We start from the raw sequence: 15,467 nt of genomic DNA, 5'->3' as shown, positions 1-15,467 counted from the left end.
ATGCCCGAAATCCAGGATATCTCCGTACGCCGCGCCAGCCTGAGCGCAGAACAACGCGCCAGGCTGAAGGAAAGACTGCGCGGTGCAAGCGTGGCCGGCACGCGCGAGGCCGAGAGTGCCATTCCCCCGCGCCCGCAGAAGGACCGGGCGCCGCTGTCTTTTGCCCAGCGCCGGCAGTGGTTCCTGTGGAAGCTGGACCCGGCCCGCACCGCCTATCACCTGAGCGGCGGCCTCGTGCTCACGGGGCAACTGGACACCGAGGCCCTGCGCGCGAGCATGCAGGCGCTGGTCGATCGCCACGAGTCGCTGCGCACCGTGTTCCGCGAGGAAGGCGACGGCGACGGCGAGGCGGAGCAGGTCATTCTTGAGACCTTGACGGTTGAACTGCCGTGCATCGACCTGAGCACGCTCGACGCCGAGGCACGCGAGGCGGCCATCCAGCAGCAGGTGCGCAGCATTCGCACCGAGCCCTTCGACCTCACGCGCGGTCCGCTGATGCGCATCGTGCTGCTGAAGACCGGCGCGCAAACGCATCAGCTGCTGGTCGTGATGCACCACATCGTGTCCGACGGCTGGTCCGTGCAGCTCACGCTGGACGAACTGGCTGCGCAGTACGCCGCGCGCGTGCAGGGGCAGCCAGCGGCGCAGCCCGCGTTGACGGTGCAGTACGCCGACTACGCCGTCTGGCAGAACCAGTGGCTCGACGGCGGCGAGGGCGAACGCCAGCTCGCCTGGTGGCGCGATCACCTGGGTACCGAGCAGCCGGTGATATCGCTGCACACCGACCGCCCGCGCAACGCCGATGGCCGCTACGGCTCGGCGCGCGTCACCATCGCGCTGCCGGCCGACACCGTCGCGCGGCTGCGCCAGCAGGCCCAAGGGCAGGGCGCGACGCTGTTCATGGCGCTGCTCGCAGGCTTCAATGCGCTGCTGTTCCGGCACACGGGGCAGACCGATGCGCGCGTCGGCGTGCCGATTGCCAATCGCAACCGCGCGGAGACGGCGGGCGTCGTCGGCTTCTTCGTCAACACGCAGGTGCTGCGCTCGCAACTCGGCGAGCGCACAACGCTGGCCGAGTTGATGGTGCAGACACGCGACACGGCCATCGGCGCGCAGACCCATCAGGACCTGCCGTTCGAGCAACTTGTCGGTGCACTGCGGCCCGAACGCAGCCTGAGTGCCAACCCGCTGTTCCAGGTGATGTTCAACCACGTGCGGCGCGACCATCGCTCGCTGGCCGAATGGCCGGGCGTATCGGTGGAGCGTCTGGACTTCGAGGAGGAGGACGCGCAGTTCGAACTGACGCTGCAGACGCTGGAGCTTGAAGACGGTCGGGTCGATGCAACCTTTCTCTACGCGGCGGAGCTGTTTGACCGGGAGACGATCGAGCGGATGGCGGGGCACTACGTGGCGGTGCTGGAGGCATTGACTGCCCAGCCTGAGCTGGCAGTGGGTGATGTGGCGCTGGTGGGGGCGGCGGAGCGCGCACAGCTCGCAGCATGGAGCGAGAACGCGCGCCGCCACGAAGGCGCACAGCCGGTGCATCGCCAGATCGAGGCGCATGCGAAGTCGAAGCCGCTGGCGCCTGCCTTGATCTTCGGCGACGAAGCCCTGAACTATTCGGAACTCAATGCCCGTGCGAACCGCCTTGCCCACCGCCTGATCGCCTCGGGCGTGGGCCCCGATGTGCTGGTGGGGATCTGCGTGGAGCGCTCCACCGAGATGATGGTGGGCATCCTTGCCGTGCTCAAGGCTGGCGGTGCCTATGTGCCCCTGGACCCTGAGTACCCCGCCGACCGTCTTTCCTACATGGTCGAAGACAGCGGCATCGCACTGCTCCTGACCCAGAGCCACCTGCGTTCGCTAGTCCCGGGTGCCGATGCGTTGCAGGTGCTGGAACTCGACACCCTCGATACCTCTGCCGAGTCCGACGCCGACCCGCAAGTCGCCCTGCACGGCGAACACCTCGCCTACGTCATCTACACCTCAGGCTCCACAGGCCGCCCCAAGGGCGCAGCCATCCGCCATAGTGCTCTCTTCAGCTGCATGGCCTGGATGCAGGAGTTCTACACACTCGCAGGTGCAGACACGGTCCTGCACAAGGCCCCCTTCGGTTTCGACGTGTCCGTCTGGGAGATGTTCTGGCCGCTGACCTCGGGAGCAAGACTGGTCATCGCCAACCCGGGCGATCACCGAGATCCGGTACGCCTGGTCGAACTCATCCAGAAGCACCAGATCACGACACTGAACTTCGTGCCCTCGATGCTGCAGGCCTTCCTGGCCTACGAGGGCATCGAAGCAACGACGAAGCTCAAGCACATCATCTGTGGTGGCGAAGCCATGCCCGCGGCCACGCAGAGGGAGGCGCTGCAGCGCCTGAGCGGCGCCACGCTGCAGAACCTGTACGGCCCGACGGAGACGACGATCCACGTCACCCAGTGGACATGCCGGGACGACGGCAGCACGCAAGTGCCGATCGGCCGGCCGATCAGCGAGACGCAGGCGTATGTGCTGGACGCAGGCCTGAATGAAGTGCCCGCAGGCGTGGCGGGCGAGCTGTACCTGGGCGGCATCAACCTCGCGCGGGGCTACCTGAAGCGACCAGGGCTGACGGCAGAACGCTTCATCGCAGCGGCCAACGGAAGCCGGCTGTACCGCACGGGCGACTTGGTGCGCTGGAACAACGAGGGCCAGCTGGAGTACCTGGGTCGCATCGACCATCAGGTGAAGGTGCGGGGGTTTCGCATCGAGCTGGGAGAGATCGAGGCGGGTCTGCAGGCGCAGCCGGAGGTCAGAGAAGCGGTGGTGGTTGCGAACGAAGGCCCTGCAGGAGCGCGACTCGTGGGCTACGTCTCGGGACAAGGCATCGACACGGCCACGCTGCGCGAACGCCTCGCAGAAGCACTGCCCGACTACATGGTCCCCAGCGTCATCGTGGTGCTCGATGCACTGCCACTGAACGCCAACGGCAAGGTAGACCGCAAGGCACTGCCTGCACCGGAGTTCACGAGCGACAGGGCGTATGAAGCACCGGAGGGCGAAGTCGAACAAGCGCTCGCAGCCATCTGGGTCGAGGTGCTGGGCGTCGCCCGCGTGGGCCGCAATGACAACTTCTTCGAACTCGGCGGCGACTCCATCCTCAGCCTCAAGGTAACGGCGCGCGCCGCCAGGGCCGGCGTGCAACTGAATCCCCGACAGGTTTTCGAACACCAGAGCCTGTCGCGTATCGCCCATGCCATCAGGATCGATCACGCTTCGCAAGCGCCGGCAATTCCCGTGCTGACGGCGTCGCAGCGCGCCGGCACCCTGGCACTCTCCCACGCGCAGACGCGTCAGTGGTTCCTGTGGCAGCTCGATCCCTCGAGCACCGCGTACCACATCAGCGGTGCACTGAAGCTGGAAGGCAAGCTCGATGTAGAGGCCGTTCGTGCGAGCTTCGAAGCGTTGGTACAGCGCCACGAGTCCCTGCGCACCGTGTTCCGCGCTGACGCACAAGGCCTGGCCCGGCAACTGATCCGCGACGCCGGAGCGCTGGACATCGCCGTGGTCGATCTCACGGCGCTGCACACCGGGCAGGAACGCGAAGCGCGCAGCAGGGAAGAAGCCCTGCGCCTGAGCCACACGCCCTTCGACCTGGGCGAAGGCCCGTTGCTGCGCGTAGGCCTGATCCGCCTGGCGCCCGAGGAGCACATGCTCGTCGTGGTGATGCATCACATCGTGTCCGACGGCTGGTCGATGCAGGTCATCGTCGACGAATTCGTGGCGCAGTACAGCGCACGCGTGCAAGGCGCGGTTGCGGCGCTGCCTCCATTGCCGATCCAGTACGCCGACTACGCCGCATGGCAGCGCGACTGGCTGGAAGCCGGCGAGCGCGATCGCCAGCTGGCGTACTGGACGCAACACATCGGCACCGAGCAGCCCGTGCTGCAACTGCCCACCGACCACGCAAGAAAGGCCGATGGCCGATACAGCGCCGTGCGGCATGGATTCGAACTGCCGGGCGACCTCGTGCAGCGGCTGCACCGGCGTCTGCAGGGCCAGGGCGCGACGCTGTTCATGGGTTTGCTCGCGGGCTTCCAGGTACTGCTCAGCCGCTATACCGGCGAGCCCGACATTCGCGTGGGCGTGCCGATTGCCAACCGCCACCGCGCCGAAACCGAAAGCGTGATCGGCTTCTTCGTCAACACGCAGGTGCTGCGCAACGTGCTGGACGGCCGCGAGAGCCTGACGCAGGTGCTGGTGCGCGCCAAGAACGCCGCGCTCGGCGCACAGGCCCATCAAGATCTGCCGTTCGAGCAACTGGTGGAAGCGTTGCAGCCCGAGCGCAGCCTGAGCACCAGCCCGCTGTTCCAGGTCATGTTCAATCACCAACGTGGCGACCTGAAGGCGCTGCAGAACCTGCCCGGCCTCACGCTGACCGAGTGCGATCTGGGCGCGCAGGCCGCGCAGTTCGAACTGACGCTGGAAACCACGGAAAGCGCCGATGGCAGTGTGCGCGCGAGCCTGCGCTACGCGGCGGAGCTGTTCGAGCCACGGAGCATCGAGCACATGGCGGGCCACTACCTCGCGGTGCTGTCCGCCCTGGCCGATCACCCCGAGCAGCCGATGGGCGACGTGGCCTTGCTGGGCGAAGCCGAGCATGCGCAACTGGCCGCATGGGGCGCGCGCAAGCAGTCAGCCGAAGCAGGCGAGCCGATTCATCGGCTGATCGAGAAGCAGGTTCGGGCGCATCCCGAAGCGCCTGCGCTGTCCTTCGGCGAGCAGACGCTGAGCTACGCCGAGCTCAATGCACAAGCCAACCGCCTCGCACACCGGCTGATCGCCCTGGGCGTGCGGCCCGAGACCAAGGTGGGGATTGCGATGGAGCGCTCCATCGAGATGGTGGTGGGCATCCTGGCGATCCTGAAGGCCGGCGGTGCATACGTGCCACTGGATCCGGAATATCCGGCCGACCGGCTGGCCTACATGGTCGGCGACAGTGGCATCGCCCTGCTGCTCACGCAGAGCCACCTGCAGGTGCCCGACACCGAAGCGTTGCAGGTGCTGGCGCTGGACACGCTCGATTTGGCCGGAGAGCCGTCGCACGACCCGCAGGTCGAACTGCACGGCGAGAACCTCGCCTACGTCATCTACACATCGGGCTCCACCGGTCGCCCCAAGGGCGCGCAGCTGTGCCACCGCAACGTGAGCCGCCTGTTGAGCGCCACCGACGCGTGGTTCGGCTTCGGCCCAGAAGACGTCTGGACGATGTTCCATTCCTACGCCTTCGACTTCTCCGTGTGGGAGATCTTTGGCGCCCTGTGCACCGGCGGCAAGCTGGTGGTCGTGCCGTTCTGGGTGAGTCGCTCGCCCGAAGACTTCCTGCAGCTGCTGCGCAAGGAGCGCGTCACGGTGCTCAACCAGACACCCTCGGCCTTCGGCCAGCTGACCAGCCTGCCCCAGGCCCATGAAGGCGGCCTGGCGCTGCGCACGGTGATCTTCGGCGGCGAGGCGCTGGACCCGCAGCGCCTGCGCGGGTGGATCGAGCACCACGGCGACGACAGCCCGCAGCTGATCAACATGTACGGCATCACCGAGACCACGGTGCACGTGACCTGGCGGCGCATCACCGCTGCGGACGTCGGCGAGGCGCGCAGTCCGGTGGGCATCGCGATCCCGGACCTGGGGCTCCGGGTGCTCGACGGGCAGCTCAACCCGGTGCCGCTGGGTGTGGCGGGCGAGCTGTACGTCTCGGGTTCCGGATTGGCGCGCGGTTACCTGAACCGCGAGGGCTTGACGGCGGAAAGATTCATTGCAGCCGAAGACGGAGAGCGGTTGTACCGCACGGGCGACCTGGTGCGCTGGAACGCGGAGGGCCAACTGGAGTACCTCGGCCGCATCGACCACCAGGTGAAGGTGCGGGGCTTCCGCATCGAACTGGGCGAGATCGAAGCGGGGTTGCTGGCGCAACCGGAGGTGCGCGAAGCCGTGGTCGTTGCGAACGGCGGCCCCGCGGGTACGCGGCTGGTGGGCTATGTGTCGGGGCAAGACATCGACAGCGCCGTACTGCGCGAGCGTCTCGGCGAGGCGCTGCCCGACTACATGGTGCCCGCGGTGCTGGTGGTGCTCGACGCACTGCCGCTGAACGCGAACGGCAAGGTGGACCGCAAGGCGCTACCTGCGCCGGAGTTCTCGGTGGGCAATGCGTACGAAGCGCCACAGGGCGAGACCGAAGAGAGGCTCGCCGCCATCTGGGCGGAGGTGCTGGGTGTCGAGCGCGTGGGCCGCAACGACAACTTCTTCGAGCTTGGCGGGCACTCGCTGCTTTCCGCGCGGCTGGTGGCGCGCCTGCATGCCGCCATGCAAAGCGAACTCACGATCCGCGACGTCTTCCAGTACCCGACCCTGGCCGCCATGGCCGCCCGGATCGCCGAGGCCCTTCGGGACAGCCCCGTGGTCCAGGCCCTTTCAGAAATCGATTCGCTGATCGACAGCATGGAGACCGTTTGATGGAAACCACAGCAACCCGTCGCATCGCCGAGCGCTTCTCCCGGTTGTCGACCGAGCAGCGCCGCGTGGTGTACGAAGGGATCCGCTCCAAGGGCCTGACGCTCGACCAGTTTCCCATCCTCCCGCGCGAAAACGCGGCGCAGGACCGCTGCCATGTCTCCTACGCGCAGCAGCGCCAGTGGTTCCTTTGGCAGCTCGATCCGCAGAGCACGGCCTATCACATCAGTGACGCGCTCAAGCTCACGGGCGCACTGGATGTGGACGCGGTGCGCGCGAGCTTCAAGGCATTGGTGGCACGCCATGAATCGTTGCGCACGGTGTTTCGCGCCGATGCCGACGGGCTCGCCGAGCAGGTGATTCGCGAAGACGGCGAACTCGACTTCTCGCTGCTGGACCTGAGCCAGACAGACTCTGACGCCCGCGAGGCAATGGCCCGCGGAGCAGCGCACCGCATCGGCAACACGCCCTTCGACCTGACGCAAGGACCGCTGCTGAGAGTGGCGCTGATCCGCCTGGCGCCTGAGACGCACGTGCTGGTGCTGGTGATGCATCACATCGTCTCGGACGGCGGGTCTCTGCAGATCATCGTGGACGAGTTTGTGGCGCAGTACCGCGCGTGCGTGCAGCACGAAGCGGTGGCGTTGCAGGCAATGCCGATCCAGTACGCCGACTACGCCGTGTGGCAGCGCCACTGGCTGGAGGCCGGCGAGCAGGAGCGCCAGCTCGCCTACTGGAAGACGCAGCTCGGCGCGACGCAGCCGGTGCTGCAACTGCCGCTCGACCGCGCCCGAAGGCCCGATGCCCGGTATGGCGCGGCCGCCCATCGGGTCGAATTGCCCGTGTCGCTTGTTCAAGGCCTGCAGAAGCGGGCCCGGAGCCAGGGGGGCACTGTGTTCATGGTGCTGCTGGCCGGCTTCCAGGTGCTGCTCGGCCGCTACAGCGGCCAGCAAGACATTCGCGTGGGCGTGCCGATTGCGAATCGCCATCGTGTGGAGACTGAAGGCGTCGTCGGCTTTTTCGTCAACACGCAGGTGCTGCGCGCCGTGGTGGACAACCGCACCAGCCTGTTGCAGGTGCTGGCACAGACGCACGAGGCGGCATTGGGCGCGCAGATGCATCAGGACCTGCCATTCGAGCAATTGGTCGAGGCACTGCAGCCCGAGCGCATTCCGGGAATCCAGCCGCTGTTCCAGGTGCTGTTCAATCATCAGCGAGCGGATTTCTCGGGACTGAACGGGCTGCCGGGGCTTGCGCTGGAGCCCTACGACCTGGGAGCCCAGGCCGCGCAGTTCGAGCTGATGCTGGTCACCGACGAGAGTCCCGATGGCCGGCTGCATGCGAAGTTCAGCTATGCGGCGGAGCTGTTCGATGCCTCGACCATCGAGCGCATGGCCTGCCATTACCTGGCGGTGCTGCAGGCACTGGCGGACCACCCCGAACAGGCCGTGGGCGAGGTGACGTTGTTGAGCGAAGTCGAACGCGCGCAGCTCGCGGCCTGGGGTGCCAGTTCGCAAAGCTTTCCGGATGCGACGCCGGTGCACCGGCTGATCGAAAGGCAGGCCGCGCAGCAGCCCGAAGCGGCAGCGCTGGTGTTCGGCGACGAGATGCTGAGCTACGGCGAACTCAATGCCAGGGCCAACCGCCTCGCGCACCACCTGATCGCGCTGGGCGTCAAGGCGGAAACGAAGGTGGGGATCGCGGTGGAGCGTTCCATCGAAATGGTGGTAGGGCTGCTGGGCATCCTCAAGGCCGGCGGCGCTTATGTTCCGATGGACCCGGAGTACCCCGCGGAGCGGCTGGCCTACATGGCGCAGGACAGCGGCGTTGCGCTGCTGCTGACGCAAAGCCATCTGCAGTCGCAGGTGCCGGGCGCCGAGGGATTGCGCGTGCTGGCGCTCGACACGCTGGACCTGGACGCACAGCCCGCAAGCGACCCGCAGGTCGCGCTGCACGGCGAGAACCTCGCCTACGTGATCTACACCTCGGGCTCCACCGGCAGGCCCAAGGGCGCGCAGATGAGCCATCGCAACGTGACGCGGCTGCTCGGCGCGACTGACGGCTGGTTCCGGTTCGGCCGGCAAGACACCTGGACCCTTTTCCATTCCTATGCCTTCGATTTCTCGGTGTGGGAAATCTTCGGCGCGCTGTGCACCGGCGGCAAGCTGGTCATCGTGCCGTTCTGGGTCAGCCGGTCGCCCGAAGACTTCCTGCAACTGCTGCGGGCGCAGAAGGTGACGGTGCTCAACCAGACGCCTTCGGCGTTCGGCCAGTTGATCAGCCTGCCGCAGGCTTACGAGGCTGGCCAGGAGCGCCTGGCGCTGCGCGCGGTGATCTTCGGTGGAGAGGCCCTGGACCCGCAGCGGCTGCGCCAGTGGATCGAGCACCAAGGAGACGAAAGCCCGCAGCTGGTCAACATGTACGGGATCACCGAGACGACGGTGCATGTGACCTACCGCCGCATCACGGCGGCAGACCTGGGCCGGCAGCGCAGTCCGGTGGGCCTTGCCATTCCGGACCTCGGGCTGCGGGTGCTCGATGCGCATCTGAACCCGGTGCCGGTCGGCGTGGCCGGCGAGTTGCATGTCTTCGGCGCCGGCCTCGCGCGCGGCTACCTGCACCGGGCTGGCCTGACGTCGGAACGCTTCGTCGCGGGAGCGGACGGAGAGCGGCTGTACCGCACGGGCGACCTGGTGCGCTGGAACAACGAGGGGCAGCTGGAGTACCTGGGCCGCATCGACCATCAGGTGAAGGTGCGGGGCTTCCGCATCGAGCTGGGGGAGATCGAGGCGCAACTGCTGGCGCTGCCCGAAGTGCGCGAGGCGGTTGTGGTGGCCGACGAAGGCCCAGCCGGCACGAGGCTGGTGGGCTACGTATCGCCGCATGCCGGCCAGGCGATCGACGTTGCGCAGCTGAAGGAGCAACTGGGCCAGGCGCTGCCCGACTACATGGTCCCCGCGGCAATCGTCGTGCTGCAAGGATTGCCGCTCAACACCAACGGCAAGGTAGACCGCAAGGCGCTGCCGGCCGCGGAGTTCGCGAGCGAGCAGGCGTACGAAGCGCCCGAGGGCGAGGTGGAAGAGAGGCTCGCCGCGATCTGGGCCGAGGTGCTGGGCGTGGCGCGTGTGGGGCGGCAGGACAGCTTCTTCGAACTCGGTGGCCATTCGCTGCTGGCGCTGCGGCTGTTGGAGCGCATGCGCGCCCAGGGCTGGACGGCACAGGTGCGCACGCTGTTCCAGCAGCCCCGGCTCGGCGCCTTCGCACAGGCGCTGGCGCAGGAGCCGGTGCGGCGGGAAGTGATTGTTCCGCCCAACGGCATTCCGGCGGATTGCAGTGCGATCCAGCCGGAGATGCTGACGCTTGTGGCGCTGGATGCGCGGCAGATTGCGCGCATCGAGGCGGCGGTGCCGGGCGGGGCGGCCAACATACAAGACATCTACCCGCTGGTGCCGATGCAGGAGGGGATGCTCTTCCACCACATGCTGCAGACCGAGGGTGACGCGTACATCACGCTGAACCGCCTGAGTTTCGAGAGCCGCGAAAGGCTCGAGCACTTCGTCGCCAGCTTCAACGAAGTGATCGCGCGCCATGACATCCTGCGAACGGCCGTGATGTGGGAAGACCTGCCCGAACCGGTGCAGGTGGTGCATCGCAAGGCGTTGCTCGAGCTCCAGTGGCTGGCAGATGCCGGGCCGACTGGTGCGAGCGCGGCCGCGCGGCTCGATGCGCACGTCGACCCGGCCCGCTACCGCATCGACGTGCGCAAGGCACCGATGCTCAGGGCCATCGCGGCTCACGATACGGACAACGGCCGCTGGCTCCTTCAACTGGCGAACCATCACCTGGTGGTGGACCACACCACGCTGGAGCTGGTCGTCGAGGAAATCGCGCTGATCCAGCAAGGGCGAAAGGCCGAGCTGTCGACACCCGTGCCGTTCCGGCGCTTCGTCGGGCAGGCCAGGCTGGACGTGAGCCAGGCCGAGCACAAGGCCTTCTTCAGCCGGATGCTCTCCGATGTGGAGGAGCCGACGGCGCCGTTCGGCCTGCTGGACGTGCAAGGCGATGGCACCCGCGTGCGGGAAACCTCGCTCGCGCTGGACGCCCGGCTCGCGTTGCAGGTCAGGCGGCAGGCACAGAGACATGGCGTGAGCGCCGCGGCGCTGTTCCACCTGGCCTGGGCGCTGGTGGTGAGCAAGACCACGGGCAGGGACGACGTGGTGTTCGGCACCGTGCTGTTCGGCCGCATGCAGGGCGGCGCGAATGCCGACCGGGCGCTGGGCATGTTCATCAACACGCTGCCCGTGCGCGTGCGGCTGGGAACGCAAGGCGTGCAAGCATGCGTGCGCCAGACGCATGCGGCGCTGATCGAGCTGATGCACCACGAATACGCCAGCCTCTCGCTGGCCCAGCGCTGCAGCGGACTGCCGGAGCGGATGCCGCTGTTCACGGCGCTGCTGAACTACCGCTACGGCGCGCAGCAGGGCAAGGCGGCGCAGAAGGGCCCGCTCTGGGAGGGCATGGAGATCCTCGGCAGCAGGGAGCGCACCAACTACCCGATCGAGATGTCGGTGGACGACCTGGGCGAGGGCTTCGGTCTGGTCGCGCAGATTCACGAGGCCGTGGATGCCGGGCGCGTGTGCGACCTGATGGTTGCGTCTGTCGAGGCCGTCGTGCAGGGCCTGTCACAGCAGCCCGACTGGCCGGTCTGCGAACTCGGGGTGATGTCCGATGGCGAGCAGCGCCAGCTTGCCGCGTGGGGCGAAAACACCGTGCGGTATGCAGGAGACGTGCCGGTGCACCGGCTGATCGAGCGTCAGGTCGCGGCCCATCGCGACGCGGTGGCGCTGGTCTTCGGCGACGAGATGCTGAGCTACGGCGAACTCAATGCGCGGGCCAACCGCCTCGCGCACCATCTGATCGCCCTGGGCGTGAAGCCGGAGACGAAGGTGGGGATTGCGGTCGAGCGCTCCATCGACATGGTGGTCGGCGTCCTCGCGATCCTGAAGGCCGGCGGTGCATATGTGCCGCTGGACCCGGAGTACCCGGTCGACCGGCTGGCCTACATGGTGGCCGACAGCGGCATCGCGCTGCTGCTCACGCAGAGCCACCTGAGAGCCCTGGTGCCGGGCGCCGAGGCGCTGCAGGTGCTGGCGCTGGACACGCTGGACACCGGCGGCTGCTCCGACGCAGACCCGCAGATCGCGCTCGGCGGCGAGAACCTGGCCTACGTCATCTACACCTCCGGCTCCACGGGAAAACCGAAGGGCGTGATGGTGCGGCACTTGTCGCTCAGCCACTTCATGCTGAGCATGAAAGACGCACCGGGCATGACGCAGGACGATGTGCTGGTCGCGGTCACCTCCCTGTCGTTCGACATCGCTGCCCTGGAGCTGTATCTGCCGCTGCTCAGCGGCGCGCGCCTCGTGCTGGCATCGAGGGATGTCGTGCGAAGCGGCAGTGCGCTCGGGAAACTGATGGACGACTGCGGCGCCACGGTGCTTCAGTCCACGCCCGCGGGCTGGCGGCTTCTGCGGGCTACCGGATGGAACGGCGGCCGGCTTGCGAACTTCAAGGGCCTGTGCGGCGGAGAAGCGCTGCAAGAAGACCTTGCGCAAGACCTGCGGGCGATCGGCGTCGAGCTCTGGAACATGTACGGCCCCACCGAAACGACCATCTGGTCGACTGCGGTCGAGGTTCGCGGCAGGCCTCGCATCGGCGGACCGATTGCGGCCACGACGCTCCACGTGCTGGACGGATTCCTGAACCCGGCACCGGTAGGTGTGCCGGGCGAGCTGTTCCTGGGCGGCATCGGCCTGGCGCGCGGCTACTTCCAGCGCGCGGGCCTGACGTCCGAGCGCTTCATTGCGGCGAAAGACGGCCAGCGGCTGTACCGCACGGGCGACCTGGTGCGATGGAACGCTGAAGGGCAGCTGGAGTACCTGGGTCGCATCGACCATCAGGTGAAGGTGCGGGGCTTCCGCATCGAACTGGGAGAGATCGAGGCGCAGCTGCTGGCGCAGTCCGAAGTGCGCGAGGCGGTGGTGGTGGCGCGCGAAAGCGCGAGTGGCGCGTTCCTGGTCGCCTACATCGCATTGCAGACGGAGCAGGCAGTGGAGACGGCCACGCTGCGCGACCGGCTCGCGGTGGCGCTGCCCGACTACATGGTGCCGGCCGCCATCGTCGTGCTCGAGCGCCTGCCTTTGAACGGCAACGGCAAGGTCGATCGCAAGGCACTGCCAGAGGCGGAGTTCACGAGCGACCGTGCATACGAGGCGCCCGAAGGCGAGGTGGAGCAAAAGCTGGCTGCGATCTGGGCCGAGGTGCTGGGCGTGGCACGCGTGGGGCGGCATGACAGCTTCTTCGAGCTCGGCGGGCATTCCCTGCTGGCCGCGCAACTCGCGTCGAGGGCGCGTGTCGATGGCGGATTCGACCTGCCGCTGCGCAAGATATTCGAGCACCCGGTGCTTCGCGACCTCGCGAATGTCGCCCGGCAGGCGAGCCATGGCGCCCCGTTGTCCAGCCAGGCACCGGTGCTGCAACCGGTCGAGCGCGTGGCCGACATGAGGCTCTCGCCTGCGCAACAGCGCTTGTGGCTGGTGAACCGGCTGTCGGATGCGTCGACCGGCAAGCACTCGGCCTACAACATTTCAGCGGCGCTGCGGTTGTCGGGAGCGCTCGATGTCGATCTGGTGCGGGCCACGCTCGATGCCATCGTGCAGCGACACGAAGTGCTGCGGACCTGCTTCCCCGAGAACGACGACGGCGATCCTGTGGCGCGCATCGCGCCAGAGAGTGAGCTCGTCGTTCCGTTGACGGATATTTCGCACCTGTCGGGCGAGTTCCGGGAAGCAGCGATGAACGACGCGCTTACCGCGCACGCGGGCACTGCGTTCGATCTGACCACCCGCCCGGCCTTTGCGGCTGCCGTGCTGCGCTTGCAGCCCGAGGAGCACGTGCTGCTGCTGTGTGTGCATCACATCGTGTTCGACGGTTGGTCGGAAGCCGTCTTCATCCAGGACTTCATGGCCCTGTATGCGGCGCTGCGGGAAGGGCGCGGCTCACCCCTTGCGCCCCTCGCGATCCAGTACACGGACTACGCCGATTGGCACCACCGCAAGCTCGCGCAGAACCTTGCGCAAGACACCGCGTTCTGGCGCGACTACCTCGATGCCGCTCCCGCCGTTTCCACACTCAAACCCGATCGCACCCGGCCCCCCGTGGCTTCGGTGGCGGGCGACACGGTCGGCATCGACATCGGGCGCGAACTCGCGCAGGCGCTGCAGGGCCTGGCGCGGGAGCAGAAGACCTCGCTCTATGTGTTGCTGCTGTCGGCCTTCCTGCTCGTGCTGCACCGGCAGGCCGCGTCGGACGACCTGGTGGTCGGCACCGACGTTGCAGGGCGCGACCATCCGGCGCTCGAAGACCTGATCGGCTTCTTTGTCAGCGTCGTGCCGCTGCGTTCCCGGCTCTTGCCCGAACTGCCATTCGTGCAGTGGCTTTCGACGGTCAAGGAGAGCACGCTGTCGGCCTTCGAACACCAGGACGTGCCTTTCGACCAGATCGTCGAGCTGGTCGGCGCTCCCCGCAGCCGCCAGCACAACCCGCTGGTGCAGGTGCTGTTCGTCATGCAGAACATGCCCGAAGAACGCTTCGAGATCCCGGGTGTCGTCATCGAGCCGATCGCGAAACCCGGAACGACATCGAAGTTCGACCTCGCGGTCTTCGTGAGCGAGAACGAAAGCGGCCTGCGAGCCGAGTGGACCTTTGCCTCCAGCCTGTATTTGCGCGAAACCATCGAACGCGCATCCGCCGCGTGGCGCGATCTCCTGCAGCAGGTCGTCGCGACACCCAACGGCGTGCTGGAGAGTTTCGTCATTCAATCCAACCCGGAAAGAAAAACCATGTCATCTACTTCGCCTGCGCTGGGCAAACTGCAGAAGCTCAAGAAATTCGCGGACAAGGACCGCGACACCCAGTCGGCACCGCGCTCGCCCGTGCGCACATCCTTCCTTTCGGATCAAAGGGCTTTCCCGTTGGTCATCGAGGCCACGAGCAGCGACATCGACGCGGTGGCATGGGCCCGGGAGCAGCGTGACTACATCGAGGCCAGCCTGCGCAAGCACGGCGGCATCCTGCTGCGCAATTTCGGCCTGCGCACGCCGCAGGAATTCGAGGCTTTCGCAGAAGTGATCGAGCCCGAGCTCTACGGCGGCTACGGCGATTTGCCGAAGAAGGAAGGCGGGCGCAACACCTATCGCTCGACGCCGTACCCCGAGCGCCAGATGATCCTGTATCACAACGAGAGCTCGCACCTCGACCGCTGGCCGCGCAAGCAGTGGTTCTTCTGCGAGTTGCCTTCGCCCGTGGGCGGCGCCACGCCCATCGTCGATTGCCGCGAGATGCTGCGCCATCTGCCGGTCGACATGGTGGCGGAGTTCGAGCGCAAGGAGCTGTTGTACGTGCGCACCTTCGTGCCCCGGTTCGACGTGAGCTGGCAGGACTTCTTCAAGACCGACAGCAAGGCGGAGGTCGAGGCACGTCTCGCGCTGGCCGGCACCGCCTGGCGCTGGCTGGACGAGGAAACCCTGCAGACCCGCACCCGTTGCCCGGCGGTGATCACGCACCCTGTCACGGGCGAGCGCGTTTTCTTCAACCAGATCCAGTTGCACCATGTGAGTTGCCTGGAGGCGGACGTGCGCGAAGACTTGCTGGTCATGGCCGGTGGACTGGATCGCCTGCCGCGGCACGTGACCTACGGCGACGGCACGCCGATCGACGACGAGACGATGGCGATCGTCGGTCGTGCCTACGAGGCGTGCGCCGTGCGCTTCGACTGGCGCCAGGGCGATGTGGTGATGCTCGACAACATGCTTGCGGCACACGCGCGAGACCCGTACGAGGGGCCGCGCAAGATCGTGGTCGCCATGGGCGCGATGTTCGACCGCGCTGCCCAGCAACCCGTTGTGTCCGAGGGTTGAAGC

General features: G+C 67.1%; 2 protein-coding genes. Both read left to right on the top strand.

The window, feature by feature from the left end; all coding sequences use genetic code 11:
* Positions 1-6,489 carry an amino acid adenylation domain-containing protein gene (locus tag ACSFCA_RS15020; protein ID WP_435460022.1) on the top strand — a complete coding sequence of 2,163 codons (6,489 nt, stop codon included), beginning with the start codon at positions 1-3 and terminating at the stop codon, positions 6,487-6,489.
* Positions 6,489-15,464, top strand: coding sequence for an amino acid adenylation domain-containing protein (locus ACSFCA_RS15015; RefSeq protein WP_435460021.1), 8,976 nt, complete (start codon positions 6,489-6,491; stop codon positions 15,462-15,464). Before ACSFCA_RS15020 ends, ACSFCA_RS15015 begins: the two co-directional genes overlap by 1 nt.
* Positions 15,465-15,467: the final 3 nt, after the last annotated feature.

This window comes from Variovorax multivorans (genome assembly GCF_051216835.1).
Taxonomy (GTDB): Bacteria; Pseudomonadota; Gammaproteobacteria; order Burkholderiales; family Burkholderiaceae_C; genus Variovorax.
The sequence above is the reverse complement of the archived record's forward strand: the minus strand, read 5'-3'. Positions and strand labels throughout refer to the sequence as shown.